This window comes from Terasakiella sp., assembly GCF_048267425.1.
Taxonomy (GTDB): domain Bacteria; phylum Pseudomonadota; class Alphaproteobacteria; order Rhodospirillales; family Terasakiellaceae; genus Terasakiella.
On the sequence record NZ_JBLWXN010000016.1, the window covers coordinates 1 to 20,744 of the forward strand.

General features: G+C 45.0%; 19 protein-coding genes. 14 read left to right on the forward strand and 5 right to left on the reverse strand.

The window, feature by feature from the left end:
• Window positions 1–198: 198 nt before the first annotated feature.
• Window positions 199–1,014: a hypothetical protein gene (locus ACN0VA_RS16730; protein WP_417822268.1), complete on the reverse strand. Its 816-nt coding sequence runs from the start codon at window positions 1,012–1,014 to the stop codon at window positions 199–201.
• A 416-nt stretch (window positions 1,015–1,430) separates the two neighbouring features.
• On the opposite strand from ACN0VA_RS16730, the gene ACN0VA_RS16735 reads away from it, so the two are divergent.
• Entirely contained in the window at window positions 1,431–1,571 is a 141-nt protein-coding gene (locus ACN0VA_RS16735; RefSeq protein ID WP_417822303.1) for a hypothetical protein, read from the forward strand.
• An 85-nt stretch (window positions 1,572–1,656) separates the two neighbouring features.
• Here the strand turns inward: ACN0VA_RS16735 and ACN0VA_RS16740 are convergent, their stop codons facing one another.
• The 4 genes from ACN0VA_RS16740 to ACN0VA_RS16755 form a co-directional block, all read right to left on the reverse strand.
• The gene (locus tag ACN0VA_RS16740; protein WP_417822269.1) at window positions 1,657–3,633 is read right to left on the reverse strand and encodes a TonB-dependent receptor; all 1,977 of its coding nucleotides are present in this window, start codon (window positions 3,631–3,633) and stop codon (window positions 1,657–1,659) included.
• Between the two features lie 133 nt (window positions 3,634–3,766).
• Complete coding sequence (locus ACN0VA_RS16745; RefSeq protein WP_417822270.1) at window positions 3,767–4,732, reverse strand: helix-turn-helix domain-containing protein; 966 nt, start codon at window positions 4,730–4,732, stop codon at window positions 3,767–3,769.
• Between the two features lie 83 nt (window positions 4,733–4,815).
• Window positions 4,816–6,594 (reverse strand): ABC transporter ATP-binding protein, encoded by a 1,779-nt coding sequence (locus ACN0VA_RS16750; protein WP_417822271.1) that lies wholly within the window; start codon window positions 6,592–6,594, stop codon window positions 4,816–4,818.
• 6 nt (window positions 6,595–6,600) lie between these two features.
• Window positions 6,601–8,373: an ABC transporter ATP-binding protein gene (locus tag ACN0VA_RS16755; protein WP_417822272.1), complete on the reverse strand. Its 1,773-nt coding sequence runs from the start codon at window positions 8,371–8,373 to the stop codon at window positions 6,601–6,603.
• A 260-nt stretch (window positions 8,374–8,633) separates the two neighbouring features.
• Between ACN0VA_RS16755 and ACN0VA_RS16760 the strand changes: the two genes are divergently transcribed.
• From ACN0VA_RS16760 to ACN0VA_RS16820, 13 genes are all read left to right on the forward strand, one after another.
• The gene (locus ACN0VA_RS16760) at window positions 8,634–9,887 is read left to right on the forward strand and encodes an MFS transporter (RefSeq protein WP_417822273.1); all 1,254 of its coding nucleotides are present in this window, start codon (window positions 8,634–8,636) and stop codon (window positions 9,885–9,887) included.
• 153 nt (window positions 9,888–10,040) lie between these two features.
• On the forward strand, window positions 10,041–10,541 hold the full coding sequence (locus ACN0VA_RS16765) for an RNA polymerase sigma factor (protein WP_417822274.1): 501 nt from the start codon (window positions 10,041–10,043) through the stop codon (window positions 10,539–10,541).
• Window positions 10,542–10,669: 128 nt separating this feature from the next.
• Window positions 10,670–11,629: a FecR family protein gene (locus tag ACN0VA_RS16770; protein WP_417822275.1), complete on the forward strand. Its 960-nt coding sequence runs from the start codon at window positions 10,670–10,672 to the stop codon at window positions 11,627–11,629.
• Between the two features lie 127 nt (window positions 11,630–11,756).
• The gene (locus ACN0VA_RS16775; RefSeq protein ID WP_417822276.1) at window positions 11,757–14,006 is read left to right on the forward strand and encodes a TonB-dependent receptor; all 2,250 of its coding nucleotides are present in this window, start codon (window positions 11,757–11,759) and stop codon (window positions 14,004–14,006) included.
• Between the two features lie 71 nt (window positions 14,007–14,077).
• Window positions 14,078–15,199 carry an ABC transporter substrate-binding protein gene (locus ACN0VA_RS16780; protein ID WP_417822277.1) on the forward strand — a complete coding sequence of 374 codons (1,122 nt, stop codon included), beginning with the start codon at window positions 14,078–14,080 and terminating at the stop codon, window positions 15,197–15,199.
• Window positions 15,186–16,232, forward strand: a complete 1,047-nt coding sequence (locus ACN0VA_RS16785; protein ID WP_417822278.1) for a FecCD family ABC transporter permease — start codon at window positions 15,186–15,188, stop codon at window positions 16,230–16,232. Before ACN0VA_RS16780 ends, ACN0VA_RS16785 begins: the two co-directional genes overlap by 14 nt.
• The gene (locus tag ACN0VA_RS16790; protein ID WP_417822279.1) at window positions 16,229–17,023 is read left to right on the forward strand and encodes an ABC transporter ATP-binding protein; all 795 of its coding nucleotides are present in this window, start codon (window positions 16,229–16,231) and stop codon (window positions 17,021–17,023) included. Before ACN0VA_RS16785 ends, ACN0VA_RS16790 begins: the two co-directional genes overlap by 4 nt.
• Window positions 17,016–18,401 carry an MATE family efflux transporter gene (locus tag ACN0VA_RS16795; protein WP_417822280.1) on the forward strand — a complete coding sequence of 462 codons (1,386 nt, stop codon included), beginning with the start codon at window positions 17,016–17,018 and terminating at the stop codon, window positions 18,399–18,401. Before ACN0VA_RS16790 ends, ACN0VA_RS16795 begins: the two co-directional genes overlap by 8 nt.
• Window positions 18,402–18,612: 211 nt before the next feature.
• Window positions 18,613–19,113 (forward strand): superoxide dismutase, Ni, encoded by a 501-nt coding sequence (gene sodN / locus ACN0VA_RS16800; protein ID WP_417822302.1) that lies wholly within the window; start codon window positions 18,613–18,615, stop codon window positions 19,111–19,113.
• Window positions 19,114–19,118: 5 nt separating this feature from the next.
• On the forward strand, window positions 19,119–19,430 hold the full coding sequence (locus tag ACN0VA_RS16805) for a S24/S26 family peptidase (RefSeq protein ID WP_417822281.1): 312 nt from the start codon (window positions 19,119–19,121) through the stop codon (window positions 19,428–19,430).
• A 164-nt stretch (window positions 19,431–19,594) separates the two neighbouring features.
• Entirely contained in the window at window positions 19,595–19,930 is a 336-nt protein-coding gene (locus ACN0VA_RS16810) for an HMA2 domain-containing protein (RefSeq protein WP_417822282.1), read from the forward strand.
• A gap of 12 nt (window positions 19,931–19,942) precedes the next feature.
• Window positions 19,943–20,440 (forward strand): hypothetical protein, encoded by a 498-nt coding sequence (locus ACN0VA_RS16815; protein ID WP_417822283.1) that lies wholly within the window; start codon window positions 19,943–19,945, stop codon window positions 20,438–20,440.
• Window positions 20,441–20,462: 22 nt separating this feature from the next.
• Window positions 20,463–20,717: a hypothetical protein gene (locus ACN0VA_RS16820; protein WP_417822284.1), complete on the forward strand. Its 255-nt coding sequence runs from the start codon at window positions 20,463–20,465 to the stop codon at window positions 20,715–20,717.
• Window positions 20,718–20,744 lie beyond the last annotated feature (27 nt).

Genomic DNA, 20,744 nt, shown 5'->3' on the forward strand with positions numbered 1-20,744 from the left:
GAAATAGAACTCAATTTCTTGCCTGTATAGAAAGAGGCTTACGCCTGCCAGCAGGAAAAGAAGTGCATTTACAATTCCCGAAAGAATCAAAGCCTTATTCATTATTTCCCCTCAAGTCGTCTAGGATAGAAAAACATTCTATCCTAGACATGGAAGGCTTTGAACGTTTTTACTCAAAAAACGTAAATTGGATTATACTTAACGGTCATTCCCTCCAATCATCCAAGGAATAACATCCGAAACAGCATGACCAGCCCAACGTGCCCCATACTCCAGATAATCACCCGGTTTTTTAAGGGGCTTGTTTTCGTTCCAGGCATTTGCGTAATTATAGGTCCCCCTAAGTTTGAGATCGGTTAGGAGATTCCCGGTATCACCGTCGTAAATTGCCTCACGTCCATCCGGATTGATAAATTTACGCTCCATTTTACCTTTACCATTATCATGAAAGATATTCTGGTTTTCTGGCATTTCTTCCCATCGACTGCCAAATTTCCGGGCATCGTTCACATTCTCCGGCAGATAGACATTCTTGGCATCTCTATCCTCATAATGCCATTGAAACGGCTTCCTCTCTCCTCCGAAATAGTAGCTACTATTGTCGGCAAAGCGATCCTTATATCCATCTGCAAAAGCGGGCAAACCGCTGACCGGGTTCTCCTGTTCGTGTCCTGAGCCAACCGTGTATTTCAGAATATCATCGCCTAACGTTTGAGAAAGATATTCCATTAACTGCGGTGTTTGCGCACTTAAGGGAATGACGATCTCACCCGGCGTGACATGGGCAACTATCGTATCTTGCCCATGATTTTGGCCGTTAATTCCGATCTGATTGGCGGCTTTACCTTCTGCCGCTAGTGCTTCAGGCGGCGGATTGTCATAGAGGTTTTGAAAACCTTGGCGGATCATATCCACATAGGCCGGATCTTTTTTCTTCCAATATCTGGGATCTTTCATAAGCTCTCGCAGACGCGCGGTTTCGCGTTCCTCATAAGCTTTGTTGAGTTTTGCCATTTTAATTTTCTCCAATAAAAAAAGCGGCCCCTTCTTTCGCGAAAAAGAAAGGGCCGCTTTGGGTTATCCTGACGAGACGAAGAAGGGGGCACTCACACCTCTCCTGTTGACTCAATGTTGAAATAGCCTGAATTATTGATTTCGCAAGACACCTGAGAACAAAAGGTGAAAATTATTCCAAATTTTCTTGCAGAGCGTGGGCGATGGTGTCTCCCGTCAGCCTCAGTGGGACAAATTAAGAGAGTTGCATAACAGAGGGTTTTGACTTTATCATAGAGAGCGAAAGCGAACGAAGATGAAACAGAAATCCATGACTACAAAAGACACGACTGAAAAAACCGTTCACGACAAGAGATGGTCCCCAAAAACTGGACAGGATGTTAAGGTGGGATAGCCGCTTTTAAAAGGACTATCCGATGGCAAAACGTCGTAATCATTCTGCTGACTTCAAGGCCAAAGTCGCTTTGGAAGCTTTACGCGAAGAATTGACGCTTCCCGAACTGGCCAAAAAAGGGCTCTCTAACAGACCCCTAACTACCCCAGTAACGACAGATTGAATAGTCCCTAGAACAGTAGACACCTTGTCGGTTATACAATGAGGCAAGGTGTCTAGAAATCTGGTCTTTTTAGCTGAAAGCGAACTTAAAAGGCGTATGACAGTTCCAATCCGACATTACGACCATCACCCACTTGAATATAGCTCGCACCGCTTTGATAAACTTTATAGTCTTTATCAAACACATTCTGCGCAAACAGTGCAAAGTTCAAGTTGTTCCATTCATAACCCAAACGCAAATCAACAAGAGTATAAGCTGATTGGCTGTAATTATTATCAACATCTAAATGAGATTTTCCGTAATAATTTACATCAACCCGCGGAATGAATGTGCCCGGCAAGGATTGCGTCTCCAGATAATATTGGATGCCAAGGTTTGCCTTCACTTTCGGCGTATAAGGCGTCTTATTGCCATCCAGATTATTTGATGTCTCCAGCTCGCTACGATTAAGGCCAAGGCCCGCCATCACTTCAAGGTTTTGTAGTGGGTGGGCAACTGCACTAAACTCAATCCCCATTGATGTGCTATCCCCCACGTTTCTCAAGACTTGCTGTCCCCCCACACCTCTATAAAGCTGCATATCTTTGATATCGATATAGTAAGCAGATGCATCCAGTTTCAACTTGCCGTCAAATAGGTCACTGCGTAAACCGGTTTCATAATTCCAGCTATATTCTGGATCGTACGGCACTTCCGCCGCTGTATTTGTTGCGGTTCTATTAAAGCCACCAGGTTTATAACCACGATTAATCGTGACATATTGATTGAATTGATCCGTCCACTTGTAGGTCCCGCCCACTTTTGGTGTAAATGTCGTCCAACTTTCATCTCGATTTAAGGTCAGGCCGCCGTTTTCAACGAAATCAAAATCGCTTTTATCTTTTGAATATCGGCCCCCGGCACTCAGAGCCAAGCGGTCCGTCACATCAAAAACCCCTTCCCCAAAAACGGCAAAACTGTTTTGCGTCACTTCAGTCATATAGGCATTGCCAGAGAAAAAGGACACCGCATCACGTTCATAGTCCGTTTGATCACTATAAACCCCTACAAGACCTGATAATGCACCATCGGTTGGCTTGTAACTTAAACGCAGTTCTTGCGAAATAACTTCCTGATCTTCATTTTGCCGACGCATGAGAATACGGTTCATATCGCGTTTCTGGTACCCGGTCACGGATGTCAGTTTAAACTCGCCAAAATTATAATTTGCATTCAAAGACAAGGCATCGCTTGTACGGTCGCCACGATCACCAATTGTGGATGTGGCGACTTTCTCTTTCCAGCCCGACTCATTATAAAATACATCTTCAAAATGTTCGCGATCATGTTGATACCCGAGTGTGGCATCAAAGGGGCCATCTTTCGGGGCAAAACGAAATTGGGTTGAAAGATGACGGCTGCGTTTGTCATCTACCTCTTTTTCCCCCGTGGCAGAATTGTCGGCTTCGCCACCACCACTAAACCCGCGCGCAGTCAGGCTTGCATACAAGGTATCCTTAATCAACGGTGTCGAAACCCCGGCTTCCAATGATCGTTCAAGGGAGGAATAACGCGTTTTCACCTGCCCCGCCACATCATTATTCGGTGCTTTTGTGATAATATTAATCACGCCACCATGCGCATTTTTACCGTAAAGTGAACCCTGCGGCCCGCGAAGCACTTCGATACGTTCAACATTCATTAAAACGCGGTCACTAAAATTCTGATCCTGTGCGACACCATCCACATAGACAACGACGGACGGATTATAATAATCCGCCGAGAAAACACCACGCATGGAAAAAGAGGTGTACGCATTGTTACTCTGTTTATTAATCATCAACCCGGGAACGATACGACCCAGATCCGTCATCTTGGTCACACCTGCATCTGAAAGTTCCTGCGCGCTGATCACCTGCAAAGCAGTGGTACTTTTTTCTTTTGGTAACTCCAACTTTGTCGCCGTAACAGACAAAGGGGCCAACTGGATGGTATCATCAGCCTGTGCCGTTGCCTGTACGGCAAACGAAACAAGCCCGGCGCCCACCAAAAGGGCAGCTTTCGACGTTGAAAGATTTCGCATAAGAACTCCTGTTTTGATAACCGCATGCAACGGTTTCCATTAATCTGATCAATTCTTAGATCAGCTAAACCATCAAAACTATCGGGGTCGGTGTAAGACTATAGGGATCGGTAGTTAATAGTAAGAACTATTCTCAATTTTGCGCACGATACGCTCGCGGAGTCATGCCAAAATAGCGTTTGAAAATTTTGGCAAAATGTGCAGGGCTTGAATATCCCACATCCAGCGCAATCATCGTAATACTCTCTTGACTATGGCGCAGAGCTTCTGCCGCTTTGGTCATACGGTGTTGTTGCAGGCAGGCATATACAGACGTTCCAAAAATAGATTTGAAGCCACGCTTCAATTTATTGTCGTTGATCCCGGCTTTGCGGGCAAGTTGACGGATCGTCCATTCAGTTTCTAAAGAAGAGAGCAACAAATCATAAACCTGATGAATTGCCTTACGCTCCCTGCGGGTCAATTCAACCGGAGCCTGTCGGTTGAGGTTCACTTGTTTTTCCAACATTTTTGTCGTTGTTGACAAAATTTCTACAGACTTGGCCTCCAGCCAAAACCGATCCGAAGCTGTTTCAATCTGCTTACTATGCATTTCTTCGACTAAACAGCGAATAGACGTTGGTGTCGGAAAACGTGCTAACCAAACGCCTTCATCACTGTCATCACAAAAAAGGAAAGCGTCTTTTTTCAACGCACCCAAAATATCCGGAAAGATGTTGTTTCCGTAACTCACGTCAAACCGAAGTTCTACCAGTTTCATTGGCATCATGGCAGGGCTGGAATGTGTAGCTTCCAATGACCGTGTTGAAAAAAACAAAAACATATGACCCGGCAAATAGGTGATCGGGGCCGTACATCCTTCTAGATAAGATACCCCGCTTCCCTCCATCATAACGCAGACCTGCAACATCGGTGAAGTGACACGCCGATCGGAAAACTGCTTTTCAAAAAAAACATCATAAAGACATATAGAACTGCCATTTGACGTTTCATGTTCAAACAACTTATAGGATCCCTCATTTTCTATTGAGATATCCAATTGGCAGTTCTTTTCAATGAGCGAAGAAATTTTCGGCACATCTGCATTGAAATGATTCATTCATAGCAACTTTCATCTGGGAACATGAAATATACTATAATGCAACAAATAATCATTCTCAATAAGTTTCACTCTTCTATGTCTCAGGATACAACATGCCCCCACCCCTTTGTCTCGCGCAGCATTTCCCAAAAACGTTTATACAGAGTAGCTTGAGAGAGAAGATCTTCATGGCTACCTTTTTCAATTAAACGGCCTTTTTCCAGTACAATAATCTCGTCTTGTTCTTTTAGGGTCCAAAGACGATGCGCGATAACAATCACCGTCTTCTCTTTGGCAAGCTCAGAAAGAGCCTGTTGCACCAGTCTTTCATTTTCAATATCCATGGCAGAGGTAATTTCATCCATTATCAGGATCGGACTATCCTGCAAAAAAGCCCTTGCGAGCGCGATGCGTTGGCGTTCCCCGCCAGATAGCTGCGCTCCGGCGCTCTGTAAAACGGTACCATACCCGTTCTCCCAACCCATTATCAGATCATGACAACGCGCTGCCTTTGCTGCCTTGATCACATCTTCTTCCCCAACATGCGCCCGACCTAACGAGATATTGTTGCGAACGCTATCACTAAACAACACCACCTGCTGCGAGATGTAACAGACCAGATCATTCAGTTGATCTCTCGGTAGATCACGGATATCAACATCACCGATTTTGATTTGACCCGATGTCGCTGAATAGTGCCCGCAAAGCAGCTTTGCAATTGTCGATTTGCCAGCCCCGGTATAACCGACAATCCCGAGGTTATGCCCTTGTGGGACAAAAAATGAAACCTGTTCAAGTTGTTGCCTTGCGCCTTCACCCTGCCCTTCATAAGAAAAGCAGACCTGTTCAAACGACACCGCATGATCACGAAGGCTCACAGCCGTTTTCGGCCTCTGTTCAATCGGCTGATCCAGAATGTTCAGCACCCGCTTCAAAGCCCCTTCGGTTTGTCGTACCAAGGCCGAAAAATCCATCAAATCCAAGAAAGGACTAAACAGGCGCAACCCCAAAAAGAAATACAAAAACATCAAAGACGCTGTCATTTGCCCCGCCAGCAGGTCTGACGTTGATAATAAAACCAAGGCGCAAATACCCGTCAATAAAAGCACGGGAAACACCAACGTCGGCATCACATAACGAAAAGTCATATGCTTACAGGCCACCTGAAACGCCTTTGCAGCCTGAAAACAGCGATTTTCCCTATTCTCCAGCAAGCCAAATGCTTTAATCACGGCAATCCCACGGATAAATTCCAGCAAACGCGCATTCAACACCCCACCTTCGCATCGAAGTTTCTCGCTGGCGTTTGCCATGCTGCGATGCCCCCAAACCAGCACCAATATAGCAAAAGGAAGACCAGAAACCAGTGCCAGCCCCAGTCGATAATCCAGACTAAACACCAACACAGCCGCAAAAAAAGGAAACGTCACCGCAAAGACAAAGCGCGGTAAAATCAATCCCGGCACTTGTTCCAGCACCATCACATCCTGCATCAATACATGTGAAGTTTCCCCCGTTCCCTTAGCCTCTGTATAACCAAGGGGGAGTTTACATAAATGGGACATCAAGCGCAGACGCAAGCGGGTATTGATCCGGTTACCTGCCGCATAGGCATTAACGTTTGTGCGCCAGAAACAGAGCCACTGCATCCCATAAAGAACCAGCAACAAAATAGCCAGATACAAAGGAGCAAACCGGTCTGTCAGTGCAAACGGCAGTAATTCCTGCGCATATCTCCCATCCAGATAGAAACTTAAACACACATACCCTACCCCAAACGGCAAGGCGGCAAAAAAACTTTCACAAATCTTGTAAAGAATTGCCCGGATCAGACAACTACGGTCTGGGCCAGCCAGTTCCAGAAATTTAAAGAAGAACATATCGGATTACTCTGCCTTACCTCGGTTGCACGTACTGACATCATGCGTTTTTAATGTCCAATCAATGTTTTCCTGCTGCAACTGCCACAGATGTTGATACATTTTATTGTCGGCCATCAACTCTTGATGGGAACCTGCCCCCACCAGCGTAGCGTTATCCAGCATGATAATATGATCACAGGTCGCAACACTGTCGAGACGATGAGACGACAGCACGATCGTCTTTTGCCCCACCAGCGCATTAATCGCTGTTTGAATAAGATGTTCATGGTACATATCCACATGGGCCGTAATTTCATCCAACACCAGAACAGGCGTGTTGCAAATTAGCGCGCGCGCCAAAGACAAGCGCTGGCGCTCCCCGCCGGACAAACGCACCCCGTTTTCTCCAATTTCCGTCTTATATCCCTGAGGCAAGTTTTCAATAAAATCATGGACTTTAGCGCCCTTGGCAGCTTTGATCACCTCATCTTCCGTCGCTTCTGTGCGCCCTATTCGGATATTATCCAAAATTGCACCTTCAAACAAAAAAACATCCTGACTGACAAAAGCAATGTGTCTTGTCACCGCTTCAGGACGATAATCATCAAGTCCAAAACTCCCGATCAGGATTTTACCACTATTGGGTGTCAACAAATGACACATGGCCCTTAATAAGGTCGTTTTGCCCGCACCTGAAAGTCCAACAACAGCGGTAATCCCTTTGTGCGGAATATCCAAGGTAATGTGATCAAGCAATTTTTGGTCACCGTCACAGACCACAACATCTCGAAAACGGATCTGGTCTTGCTCATCAACAGACGTAATATGCCCACCTGCCCTGTCTTCCGGCGCCTCTAGCAAAAGATTGATAGACGTTACAACCTTTTGCACACGCAGAAAGATTTCCATATAGATCATCAACTTCAAAATAGGTGCCGCAATCCCCGTAACACATAGGATGGCAAACATAAAATCATAGACCGTGACCAAATCCGATTGCAACAACCACACACCTGATGGGATCACAAACAACAAGGACGCACCTGTCGAGACAGAGAACAAAGTCCACGGCGCCAACCAGCTTTTTTGCCAGTCTGCATTAAACGCTTTAAATTCTTGCGTCTTTTCTTCCAGACGAACAAAGGGGGCATCTTTGTCATGTAAATTTTTTAACGTTTCCAGGCCTTGTAGATATTCGACAAAGACCCCGTTTATCTGTCCCAGCAATGCGAAATATCGGTTAATCTTATCACCATGCCCCCGCATAATTAAAAAGTTGGAAAACCACAACAAAGGAACGACACCAATCGCGGCAAGAGCCAATGGCCAACTGACCAAAAACAACAACAGCAATGTCAAAAGCGGCATCACCATAGCCGCCAGCATATCTGGCAATTGGTGGCTAAAATAAAGTTCTAGAACTTCTACATTTTCATTCACCATCCGCTTTAAATTGCCTGTTTGTCGGGTCGTAAAATACGATAGAGGCAATCGGGTCAACTTACCTAACAGTCGCAAGCGAACTTCATAAAGAATATCAAACGATGCAATATGTGCAAGCCAGGTTGATGCCCCGAACAAAAGCGGTCGAGCCAGTAAAGCCGCCATACAGGCATACGCAAAGTCCCAGACCTTGTCGACCTCACTTACACCATGAAAAAGCAATATCCCGTAAACACATAAATACGGCAGAACTTCTGCACATACAGACAAGATCGCTAGAAAAGAGGACAGAAATACTTTATGGCGATGCCCCGGCGCCAAATTAATCAGACTGGAAAATGTTGAATGTGCCATCCGCGCTTTACTTATATCCGTGATATTAATAAGAAGGCAGCACCTTAAAACCGCATGCTGATCGCGCACTATTGCAATCCGTTCGCAATCACTGCAAAGGGGATTTTTTGCCTCCATCCTTGGCTTGCACGCGACACACTCATCAAAAATACCGATCACAATAGCTTTTGCCGGATCGCGCTGTTCAAGCCTTAAAAATCACGATAACGTTCTTCTTTGTCTTTACCTGCCTTCCCTTCTTCTTCAAACGGAACAATTGCGTGCAACACTCCGGCTCTCTTTCCTTGAAACCGCCCCTTAGCATCCTGCTCACCATTTTGGGCGGTGCCTATGTCATACAAAGCTTGATCAGCATGTTCGCATTGCAAGGCATACCCGCCATCTTGCGTACAGAGGGAGTATCAACATCTCATATCGGTCTTTTTTATCTCGTCATGCTGCCTTGGGCACTAAAGTTCCTGTGGTCTCCATATGTCGAAACCTATCGTAAACAAGCCAACACACTTAAAAACCACACCCTGTTGATTGTCGGTGCGTACGGATTAACCGCCCTGTTGTTGGGTGCTTTAATTTACGTCGATCTCAATCACTTAACCATTATCTTCGCTCTGATTACTTGTATGGCCTTACTCTCTACTTTTGCAGATATCGCCAGTGACGGGTTGGCAATCGATCAGTTGAGTGAAAAAAATCGCGGAATTGGCAATATTATGCAGGTGGGTGGCTCCTATATTGGCGGTTTGATCGGCGGTGGCCTTTTCCTCTATTTCGTAGCCATGCAAGACTGGCAGTTTGCATTAATTATTCTGTTGATCTGCGTCCTTATCATGTCCCTACCCGCCTTCATGCTCTGGTCCAATCTATTTCAAAACTTGCAGCCACAAGGTACCTCGCGCCCTTCTCTCAAATATGCCTTTTCAAACCAGACCGTTTTATACGGAATTTTGTTTGTCGTAATTTCACAAATCGGTACTCGCCTCGTTCTGGCTATGATGATACCGTTTCTCGTAGATCAAGGCCTTGATCTAAAGAAACTTGGCCTGCTTGCCGCCGGTGGCGGTACGATGACGGCCCTTTGCGCCGTATTTCTGAGCGGTATCATTATCAGATATATCAACGTCAAGAAGGTGTTTCTGTGCGTCCTTCTACTGGAAAGCCTCTCCTATACTGCTCTCTATTTTTCCCCTCAGTTTTCATCAGCTATCACAGGCAGTATAGAAGCGCTCTACATCTTATGTTCCTTACTTTCTGCCGCCAAATTCGTTGTACTCTATACGTTGCTGATGCGATGGTCGTTTGGCACTCAATCCGGTGTCAATTTTTCACTGTTCCAATCTGCGGATATGATCGTTGCGATCCTGTGTGCAATGATTGGTGGCTGGTTGGTGACATTCTATGGATATAGCACACTTTTTCTCCTAGCGTTCGCCACAACCCTGAGCGCATTTACTATTATGATAATCACCAACAGAAAAATTCAAAAAAACAGCAGGCTTAAACAACAGAATACATAGCGTAATTTCGAATTCCCCTCTTCAGGTTAAAATTTAAACGAGAGGGGGACGCCTCTGGTAATTTTTTCTTGTGATTTTTGTACTAAAACTGTAGTTAAGCATTGATAATAATTATTATTAACATTTAACGTGTACGTAAAAATGAGTTAAATCATGCAATCCCATACAGAAACGCTCGATATATATATTGTGCACAGGGGAGAGCTGGTCGGATATGCCAGAAAAATACTAGGGGATGACTTTCATGCAGAAGATGTGGTTCAGGATGCCTATTTTCAATTTGTCACAGCAACACAGGAAAAACAGATTGTTGAACCGTTAGCATATTTATACGGCATCGTGCGCAATAAGTGTTTTGACCTTCAACGAAAACTTGCAAAAGATCAAAGCAGGGGAGATTTGGATTCAAATGCAGCCTTAAGCCTTTTGGAAGAAGAAAAACCGTCTGCCGAACGTAGGTTGGCTGCCAAACAGGAATTAAAGCTCGTGAAACAAGCTTTGCAGGAATTGCCCAAGCGAACACGAATTGCATTTGAAATGCACCGTTTTGGCAATCACACCTATCCTGAAATCGCTGAGCATCTTGGTGTTTCCGTCGGAACAGCACATTCTTTGGTTTTACATGCACTCGAGTATTGTAGTGCAAAATTATAAACTGATTAAGAAATTGAAAAACGGGCTCTGTAAAAACGTCTATAGTGTATAAAAAAAAACAGGGCACTCTTGAAAGCGCGTTTTTAAATATTAAGACTTGTTGTCTAGTGAGAATTTGTATGTGTCAAATGACAGAACCAGAAAAAGCCACTGAATGGCTGCTTGCATTAAAAGATAATCCCGACGATACGAAATTAAAGGCGGATTTCACACGTTGGTATGATCAAACACCGGAACATGCACGTGACTGGATAAAGACTGTTCATACCTACAAATTAATGGGGGAAACTACGCCTGAATTCACTCATGAATGGGCGCCTCAGACAACAACTAACAACACATCAATCCATCCTGGAACAAAGATTGACCTTTTTAAGAAAAAGAAATGGACAGGATTGGCTATTGCTGCCTCGTTACTTCTTATCGCCCTCTTTACCGAAACTGACAAAGGCACCGCAGATTTCAGCACAGGACAGGGCGAAAACCGTTCTATAAATCTTGCAGACGGTAGCCGCGTGTATTTAGGCCCGCACAGTCGCTTGAATATAGATTATACGGATAGATACCGGGGCGTTAAATTATTGGAGGGACAAGCCTTCTTTGAAGTCGCAAAGAAAGTAGAACATCCTTTCCGCGTAATGGCAAATGGCACACAGATATCCGTTTTGGGAACTGCATTTGATGTGAATTTGTCTAACCACCAAACTGCTGTGAAGGTGAAAGAAGGGGTTGTCCGTGTAAAGCCCGATTTTTCCACGCAAGAAGATGAAATCTTAAAAAAGGGTGATGGCATTAGCGTTGCGACCGATGGATCATACAAACGTTTTATAATTTCTACCGACTATGTTGCTGCCTGGCGTGAGGGGCGTTTTGTCGTAAATGACCGCCCTGCCGGAGAAGTCATTGATACCTTAAGAAGATATTATAATGGCATTGTGCTTGTGCACGGTGAAGGATTGGAAAACCAACCTGTAAGCGGGATGTACCTGCTCGACAAACCTGATATTGCACTAAAGGCAGTGGGACAAACCATTGGCGCTAAAACCTATCAAATGACACCGTGGATGCTTGTCATCTCTGCCAATTAGAGTTCTAAAAATAAAAATATATAATTTTTTTGAAAATTCCTGAATGTCATTTCGTCTCTATATACACAATTTTAAATGAGACGCATTCGCACTCATGATATGAAGATGACGAGTAAGGAATTTCTAAATGAGCCGTTTCAAAAGCAATCTTCGCAATAAAAATATATTGCGGGCAATTGCCGTATCATTGATCTTCAGTGGTACAGTTGTCATAACAGCACCAGTTGAGGCACAAAGTGCTGTCAACAAAGAGTATGATTTTAATATCCCCGCCCAGACATTGTCAGATGCCTTAAATCGCTTTGCTTTACAGACAGGCCTACAGGTTTCTGCACATGGAGACGCCATTCGGGGATTGCGGGGACATCCCGTACAAGGACGGATGACAGCACAACAGGCACTGGCTCAATTGACAAATGGTCTAGGTCTTTATTTTGAAATCAAACCGGATGGTTCTGTTGTCGTCTCAAATGTAGCAAGCGATGCCAACGCTTTAACCTTATCACCGATTATGATACAGGACGCTGTTAATTTTGATCGTCATGCTGGCGGTGCAGACCGCGTTGATTCAAAATATATCTCAGGTACTGTTTTGGCTCGCCGAAATCCAACAACAGTCAAAAAGGTATTTGCCGGTGAGGCTGCTGTTTCTGTTGGCGGCGCAATTGCGTCTTCCCAAAAAGTCTTTGTTCGCGGTGTCGAAGAACATAATCTTGCCGTTACGATTGACGGTGCACGTCATAACAACAAGGTGTTTCACCATTCAGGCAACAATTTCATCGACCCAAGCTTGTTAAAAGCGGTTAGAGTAGACCCCAGTGTAGCTCCGGCAGATGCGGGTCCCGGTGCCTTGGCAGGTGGGATCGCCTATGAAACGGTTGATGTCGATGATTTACTGTCACCCGATAAAAACTTTGGCGGTTTTGCGACAGCTACTTACGATACCAACAGCGAAACGTTTACCAACAGCGAGTCCATGTATGGTCGTCTTGGTGATTTCGAAGCTTTGGGGTTCTTCAAATGGGGCAAAGGGGATGATTATGATAGTGGGCTTGGGGAACAGACCTATGGGACGGGAACAAACCTGAAATCCTTTTTAGGGAAAGTTGCTTATGAAGCCGACAATCACCGCTTTGAATTATCCGGTGAATCTGTAAAAGATGATTCAAATCGGCCATTTCGGGCAAACCTGCAAAACTTAACCAACCGAAATGAAGCACGAGAACGTATCTACACAGTAGAACGAACGAATGTCGTCTTCAATTACAACATGGAACATGCCCAAGGATGGCTGGACCCGCGCGTAACAATCGGATATGGCGTATCCAGTGTAAAAGTCCCTTCCCCTTATGGAAGTGACGGGGAGACCAGAAGCCTGTCGGCAAAGTTCGAAAATGATTTCCATCTGGATGTGCGAAACAAGATCACCGCTGGTTTGGATTTCTACAACGATGTGAACGCTTATCAAGACAACTCAACAACAGAAATTGACGAACGAGCCCGTAATTTCGGTCTCTTTACTCAGGCTCGCCTTCAACCGATGGAAGATTTGAAATGGTCAATCGGCCTGCGCGGAGATACACAGACCTTTACCGGATTAGATGGCACAGATATTGATACAAACGGGCTAAGTGGCAACACATCCGTTGCCTATAAAGTAATCGAAAACACAACATTGAAAGCTGGTTACTCCAACGTATTTGGCGGGATCATCTTGTCTGAAGGGTTTATTTATAATAAGGGGGCATGGGATTACCGAAACAACGAGGTTAAGCCAACGCGGGCACAAAACTTCTCCGTTGGTGTCGAAACTACACATAACGGCTTTACCTTTGATTTCGGTGTTTTTCGCACGGATGCGGATAATGTGCGCAACCCGACTTATTCCGGCGGTCCACATCTGAAGCATGATTTTATTACCCGTGGGTACGAAGTCGGTGCAGGTTATTATTGGAACAACGGTTTTGCAAAACTGTCCTTTTCTGACACGACCATCAAGGTCGATGGTTCAGCTGCCAAATCAGACTCCGATACAACACAGTACTTAGGTGCACCGCTTGGTAAAGTTTTTGCGCTAGAAGCTGAACATACGTTCCACGATCTTGGCTTCACCGTCGGCGGAACCATTGATGGCGCCTTGAAAAACAAAGATACAACAAAGGCAGGGAATGCCGCACTGGACGGTTATACGACATACGGACTTTATGCAGAATATAAACCCAAAGAGCTGGAATTCCTGACATTGCGTCTCGAAGGAAATAACCTGAACGATCAGGCTTATGCCGACCGTGCAACATACGGTCAGGATTTTGCCAATGTCGAACCGATGCTAGAAGCCGGTCGCTCCTTCCTCTTCTCTCTGCGCGCTGACTTTTAAAGGGTTCTATGCACCATTTGCCCGGCCCTGATGGGGTCGGGCTAACTCATTTTTTACGAAGGTATAAGGTTTTGAAGTTTTTCATCGTAACACTGTTATCCGTCTTTTTTGTTCACGGGGCACAGGCAAAACCACTTGAATTAATTGATCTCGCAGGCCGTAAGGTTACCGTAGAGACACCCGTTTCCAGATTTGGGCTGAGTGAGGGACGCTATATTGCAACCCTGTCCTTATTGCGTGAAAACAATCCTGTTGAAGGCTTGGTCGGAATGATGTCTCCTTTGAAATGGACGCACCCGGTTTTGGAACAAAAGCTGTTTTCAAAATTCCCAAAGGCAAAGAATATTCCGGTTTTTGGTACAAAGGGGGCCGATAGCGTCTCTGCAGAAAAAATCATCGACCTTCGCCCAGAGGTCATTATTCTGGGGTTGGGTGATCATGGTCCCAATAGCAAAGCTAAAGAATTGATTGATCAATTGGAAGCGGCCGGCATCAAAATCATTTTTATTGATTTTCGCCAAAACCCATTAAAAAACACCCTTCCGTCCTTAAAAATACTGGGACAATTGTTCGGGGCCGAAGAACGTGCGCAAGCCTATATTGATTTTTATCAGGATCGCATGGACACAATCCGCACCCGTCTGGAAAATGTAATAGACAAACCAAAAGTATTTTTACAAGTTCATGCCGGACGACGGGAATGTTGTTGGGGAATGGCCGACGGCATGCTGGGCCCCTTTGTAGAGTATGCGGGCGGAAATAACATTGCCGATAAAATTGCACCCGGACCAACCGCACTACATACGCATGAATTCTTATTGCTTGAAAACCCGGATGTATGGATTGCGACTGCATCGGGCACTATCCCGGAATTTGAATCTGGTGCCTTGCCTGTCACAACAGGGGCGGGTGTAACAGCACAAATCGCAGAAGAAAGCCTCACCCGTTATCTTACCACTTCAGAATTTCAGGCTATGGATGCAATTCGTAATGGTCGGGCCCATAGTTTTTGGCACAATTTCTACAATTCTCCTTTGAATATAGTCGTTTTGGAAGCCTTGGCAAAGTGGATACACCCCACCCTTTTTAAAGATATCGATCCACAACAAACTCTTAACACACTTTATAATCGTTTTATGCCAGTTGAAATCGACGGCACCTATTTTGCGACCTATCGCCATGACAAACTCTAATGACCTTTATACCGGATTTAGTCAACTCACGCGCAGACGAGTTGTCGTTCTCAGCAGCATGTTTATTGCCTTGCTCGTTAGTTTGTGGCTGGACATTCTCGCCGGACCAGCTGGGTTGAGTGCCGGACAAGTTTTAAAAGGACTGATACATCCTGATACGCTGGAATTACGCTATCAAATCATCCTCTGGGACGTTCGCTTGCCTGACGCCTTGATTGCCTTGGCTGTCGGGGCAGCACTTGGGTTATCCGGTATTGAAACACAAACGGTTCTGGACAACCCCCTTGCCAGTCCATTTACGTTAGGCGTATCTTCCGCTGCTGTTGTCGGCGCCAGTATTGCCATTGTTTTGATCCCGGACATACCCAATCTGCCCACCCAATTTATCTTACCTTTCCTTGCGCTTAGCGGGGCTTTAGGAGCTTCTTTACTGGTTTTATTTGTTGTCCGGATATCTGGGGGCAGTCGGCAAACCGTTGTTTTATTTGGTATCTCGCTTGTTTTTTTATGCAATGCGATTTCGTCGGGGTTTCACCTCATCGCAGACGAAGATGCTTTGCAACAGGTCGTTTTCTGGACAATCGGTAATTTGACCAAAGCGGGGTGGCTCGAAGTTGCAATTGTTAGCTCCTGTTTCTTTATCATCTTACCGTTCAGCCTGAAACACGTCTGGTTACTAACCTTGCTGCGTGGCGGTGAAGCCCATGCGAGGAGCACGGGCGTCAATGTCCCAAGGTTACGTACATGGGTCATTGTCAGGTCCTCCATTCTTGCTGCTTTTGCAGTCTGCTTTGTCGGAACAATCGGTTTTGTTGGACTTGTCGGCCCCCATATCGCCCGCTTATTATTAGGCGAAGATCATCGCATGCTGGTTCCCGGCGCAGCCATTTGCGGGGCCTTGCTTTTATCTATGGCCTCAACTTTATCAAAAACACTTATTCCCGGAGTCATCATTCCTGTGGGTATTTTAACCGCTGTTGTAGGCGTGCCGCTTTTCCTTTCCCTTCTCTTCCAACGTAGCAGGAGGCAATGATGCGACTAAAAGTACAGAATGTCTCAACCACTTATGGAAAAAAGACAATTCTGCATGATGTCAGCTTGCCTAATATCCCTGCTGGCACAATCGTCGGCTTGTTGGGACCAAATGCGTCTGGCAAATCAACATTGATGAAATGCCTTGCCGGTGAAAAAAAATGCGACGGGCATATTTCATTTGATAAATTGAACGTGGCAGAAACAGACCAAAAGCATTGGTTCAACAAAGTTGCAACCATGCCCCAGACGCCCCCCTCACCCACAGCCCTGACCCCTACTGAATTGATGTGGAGTACTGCACGCGCGCTCGCCTTACCCATTTCAGATAGAGAGCTGGCACGTAATATTGAACGAATTTTCAAAGACTTGGGACTTGTACAGTTTGCCCTTTCTCCCCTGTACACGTTATCGGGGGGCAAACGTCAACTGGTTGGCCTTGCCTTAGCTCTCATCCGCGAACCGGAACTTTTGCTTCTTGATGAGCCCACCTCCGCACTTGACCTTCATTGGAAAATTAGTGTACTTGCATTGGTTCATGGCAAAGTGAAATCCGAAGGTAAAATTGCCCTTGCAGCGCTACATGATCTGGACCTGGCCGCACGTTATTGCGATATCCTCGTCCTTCTAAAGCAGGGGCGCATCGTTGCCAGCGGCCCCCCGTTCGACGTTCTGACAAGCCAAAATATCGAACGTGTTTATCATGTAGAGACAGAAATCAGTGATACGGGCAAAGGTTATCCACGCATTGACGTTATTGCCCCGCTAAAGGAAAACCACGAAAATGCATAAAGACGATAAAGTACCGGGGTTAATTGGCTTAGGACTTTATTTGGGGTTATCCAATCTTGCACATATTGCCATTGGCGTCACCGATGTACTGATGGCTGGTATGTTGGGCAGTTTCCTGCTTGCCGCAGCAACTCTTGCAGCAACCCTGTTTCATGTTGTGATGCTATCTTGTGTTGGTTTTTGCGCCGGTTGCGCCCCCTTGCTCTCAAAATATAAAGGGAAAGATAACCCAAAAGCCTACCAAGCCCGCTTGATCGGTGTCGTCGGATGCCTATTGATTATTATAGGGCTTTGCATTGCTATCTTATACATTGGGGATGACATTTTACTTGCCTTTGGACAGGATGAAAGGCTCATAGCGGCTTCACTTGACTATCTTTTTTACCTCACCCTTACTTTACCGGTTGCCGGACTATTCAGTTTTTTATGGATCATTGCCTCCCTGAACGGACAAGGTTCCTCGCTGTTTTGGATTTCCCTTGTGTCCATATTTGTAAATATGGGGCTGAATTCTGTTTTTATGTTCGGCTGGGGACCGATTGAAGCTTCAGGGCTTGCCGGTTTAGGGATCAGCACTTTTGTAACTTTCTGTCTCGAAACAATTTTCTTATTATTTTGGTTGCGCCTCAAATCCAATAGCACAGCACTCACTGTTAAAGGCATTGACCCGCAACAAATCATTTTACATCTGCCGGAAATCATTCGTTATGGCGTGCCCATGATGATCCTTGAATGTGCAACATTGGCATTTTTTGCTGTCCTGACATTTTTCGTCGGCCTTTTGGGTCCCACCCAACTCGCCATACATGCAATCACGTTACAAATGGCAGAAATCGGAACAGGTTTGGCTTTTGGTTTCAGCGAGGCAATTTCCATCGTTATCGCACGTTATATGGGACAACAAAACCAACTGGCATTGCAACGTTCATGTAAACAAGCCATCCTGTTTGGCTCTGGCGCGATGATTATATATGGTCTTTGCCTTATTGTTTTTGGACAGGAGATCACATCTCTTTTTCTTAATTTCTCCAATCAATTGGATATCCCAATCACACAAGAAGTGGTCAGTCTTTTAACGATTGCAGCAATTTGCCTGATCGTTGATTGTGCACGTATCGTTTTAATAGGCATTCTACGCGGATTAGGGGATAGTCATGCCCCTATCAGCCTCACAATGGGCAGCTTCTGGTTTATCGCGATCCCCTTTTCCTACATCCTCGCTTTCCAACTAGACTGGAGCATAAAAGGCATATGGTGGGGAATGGCTTTTGGATTTGCAACCGGATCAGTCCTTCTTATCTGGCGCTTTTACAAAGTATGGACCCATCTCGTTAACCCAAAAAGAAAAGATATGATTTCCCCGCTTGCTCAAGAATAAATTTTCAAACCTTCATAGCGACGCATCATTCCAAAGCACCCAAAATTAAACCCTATCACCTGATTAGACCTTCCTACAGGTGACTGAGCGTCAATCAAACAAAAGTGATAACAAATCTGAATATCAGCATTGACAAAAATACAAAAAAATATACCATCTAATTAATAATGACTATCACTTGCATATTATAATTTCATCAGGAGCCATGCTGATGCTGCATAAAGTTTTTTCTCTAATGGATAGAATTGTGAAATTTGACGAAGTGAAAGCGCATTGTGACATTCCCTGCAAAGTATATGATCCCGGAACTGCACAGGTGGCTGCATTATCTGTTGTTCGTATGATGGATATCATGCTGGAAACATCGGAAAAAGAAAACATCAATCCGCTACAAACACAAAATACGATTTCGCGCTGCATTGCGTTGAAAGAACTGGAGGCGGCAAAAGTAAAGGATGAGGTCCGAATTATTTGGGGAGATTACATCAAGCAGGCCCAAATTGAACAGCACCCAAATGTGCATGACGTGGTTCACCAAATCATGATGAAGGCCAGTGCCTGCAAACAGGGAGTAGACCGAAAAGTAGGAGAAGAACTGGTCGAACTGGTAAATCGGTTTGCTGAAATATTTTGGGACACGAAGAATATAAAAACCGTGCGTAAAAAAGCGCCCTATCCACCGGAAATCCCAATGATTTATCCTGTTTGGTGAAACATATGTTCGGTTTGCATATCCTAAAAATTAAAGGCCAGAGTATGGTTCCTACGCTGCACTGTGGTGACTTTATTTTGACCAAGGTTGCCGCCACCCGCAGATTTTATGAGGTTCGAGACATCGTTATTATAAAACGACTAGGCGAGGCTATGATGATCAAACGAATTGTTTGTCGCAATAGTGATGGTAGTTACAAACTTGCAGGGGATAACGTAGATTCTATCCCTAAAGTCGATATTGGGAATGTACAACAACAGCAAATAGTTGCTAAGGCGATTATCAAGCTAACCCCTACTGGCTTGTGTTTTCTTTAATTGTACAGACATATAAATGTAACATTTCAAACATCTGGGGTAGTAATTAGAATGATTGCCTTATTTTTTGAGAATGATATTCATTTATAAGTTATTGATTTAATTGACATATTTTATCAAACCCTATATAAATAACTTGTTTAGAATTAATAAATTTGAGTGTTATGTCTCTTTCTCAACTTACTGCAAAAACTCTTCAGGAAAATCGACATTTTCTATCCACCCCTTCGCATGTTCCTGGTCGATTGCGGCTAAAATGTTCAACTAAAGCCATTAAACAGCTTGATAAAAATCTTTTATCAAACCTTAAGAAATCTTTGGAAGCTGTTCCCGGTATAAAATCCGTGCGCGTGAACTTGGCAGCGCTAAGTGCCATCATTGACTATGACAAAACAACTCTGGACCCTTCCATCTGGCAGGATTTTTTAAATGGTAGCAACCAACAAGCTGATTATGCCTTACGCCGTTTATTTGGCGAAGATGCATTGGCGATAGAATAAGAGGATACAATTATGGCCTTTTCAATCTTTCAGAATATGGCAAAAAATAAAACGGCAAACAGTTGGCTTCCCCCCACCAACGAGATCGCCAAGGCCAGTGCTTTCGGTGCTGTTCTTGGGGTCGCCACCAGTGGCTTTGCCAACTACACGCGGGTTAAAGCTGGTGAAATCAATCAAGAAGATGCCATTAACGAAACCTTGGGAGATGGAGCCAAATCAGCGGCGACAATGGCCGCAGCGTCTGTGGCATCCCACATCGTACGTACGCGTCCCTTAATCGGCTTTGTTGCTCTTGCCGCTGTGGGTGCAGGCACCTTCTTGATGATGAAAAAAGCACAGGAAGATGCCCTCCTGCATGCGGCCAGCATGGAAAGACATACAGAAACACAACCAGATGAAGCCCAAAATACGGTGATTGAGGGAGAAGTCGAAAACGTGTCTATTGAGCCATCCAAGCCGAAACGACGGCGCATTCGCAGAGCTCAAACCGCAAATGCAGGCAATGAATAAAATAAGATAAAGGAGAAGAATTATGGCTACAGGATTAATGAAAAACTCAGGCGCATGGGTGAAGCCACCGTTTGTCTATGGCTTGGTAATTGGCGCAGCTGCCGCATATGTGCTGACCAACAAAAACGTTCAAAATACAATCTTTCGCACAGCCGCTGGCGCTGTCAACGCCCTAAAAGGAGGACTGGAAGAGGCTAAAGAACGCTTTAATGATGCCGAGGCAGAAATTCAAGCTGAAGCAGAAGATGAAACCACGGCGGCATCTGCTGAAGAATAGCCTTTAGACCGTAAAACAGGATTTGTC

Bases quoted from the DNA above. Each gene is read 5' to 3' on its own strand.
- ACN0VA_RS16730 (WP_417822268.1), bottom strand. From the start codon at position 1,014: ATGGCAAAACTCAACAAAGCTTATGAGGAACGCGAAACCGCGCGTCTG.
- ACN0VA_RS16735 (WP_417822303.1), top strand. From the start codon at position 1,431: ATGGCAAAACGTCGTAATCATTCTGCTGACTTCAAGGCCAAAGTCGCT.
- ACN0VA_RS16740 (WP_417822269.1), bottom strand. From the start codon at position 3,633: ATGCGAAATCTTTCAACGTCGAAAGCTGCCCTTTTGGTGGGCGCCGGG.
- ACN0VA_RS16745 (WP_417822270.1), bottom strand. From the start codon at position 4,732: ATGAATCATTTCAATGCAGATGTGCCGAAAATTTCTTCGCTCATTGAA.
- ACN0VA_RS16750 (WP_417822271.1), bottom strand. From the start codon at position 6,594: ATGTTCTTCTTTAAATTTCTGGAACTGGCTGGCCCAGACCGTAGTTGT.
- ACN0VA_RS16755 (WP_417822272.1), bottom strand. From the start codon at position 8,373: ATGGCACATTCAACATTTTCCAGTCTGATTAATTTGGCGCCGGGGCAT.
- ACN0VA_RS16765 (WP_417822274.1), top strand. From the start codon at position 10,041: ATGCAATCCCATACAGAAACGCTCGATATATATATTGTGCACAGGGGA.
- ACN0VA_RS16770 (WP_417822275.1), top strand. From the start codon at position 10,670: ATGACAGAACCAGAAAAAGCCACTGAATGGCTGCTTGCATTAAAAGAT.
- ACN0VA_RS16775 (WP_417822276.1), top strand. From the start codon at position 11,757: ATGAGCCGTTTCAAAAGCAATCTTCGCAATAAAAATATATTGCGGGCA.
- ACN0VA_RS16785 (WP_417822278.1), top strand. From the start codon at position 15,186: ATGACAAACTCTAATGACCTTTATACCGGATTTAGTCAACTCACGCGC.
- ACN0VA_RS16790 (WP_417822279.1), top strand. From the start codon at position 16,229: ATGATGCGACTAAAAGTACAGAATGTCTCAACCACTTATGGAAAAAAG.
- ACN0VA_RS16795 (WP_417822280.1), top strand. From the start codon at position 17,016: ATGCATAAAGACGATAAAGTACCGGGGTTAATTGGCTTAGGACTTTAT.
- sodN (WP_417822302.1), top strand. From the start codon at position 18,613: ATGCTGCATAAAGTTTTTTCTCTAATGGATAGAATTGTGAAATTTGAC.
- ACN0VA_RS16805 (WP_417822281.1), top strand. From the start codon at position 19,119: ATGTTCGGTTTGCATATCCTAAAAATTAAAGGCCAGAGTATGGTTCCT.
- ACN0VA_RS16810 (WP_417822282.1), top strand. From the start codon at position 19,595: ATGTCTCTTTCTCAACTTACTGCAAAAACTCTTCAGGAAAATCGACAT.
- ACN0VA_RS16815 (WP_417822283.1), top strand. From the start codon at position 19,943: ATGGCCTTTTCAATCTTTCAGAATATGGCAAAAAATAAAACGGCAAAC.
- ACN0VA_RS16820 (WP_417822284.1), top strand. From the start codon at position 20,463: ATGGCTACAGGATTAATGAAAAACTCAGGCGCATGGGTGAAGCCACCG.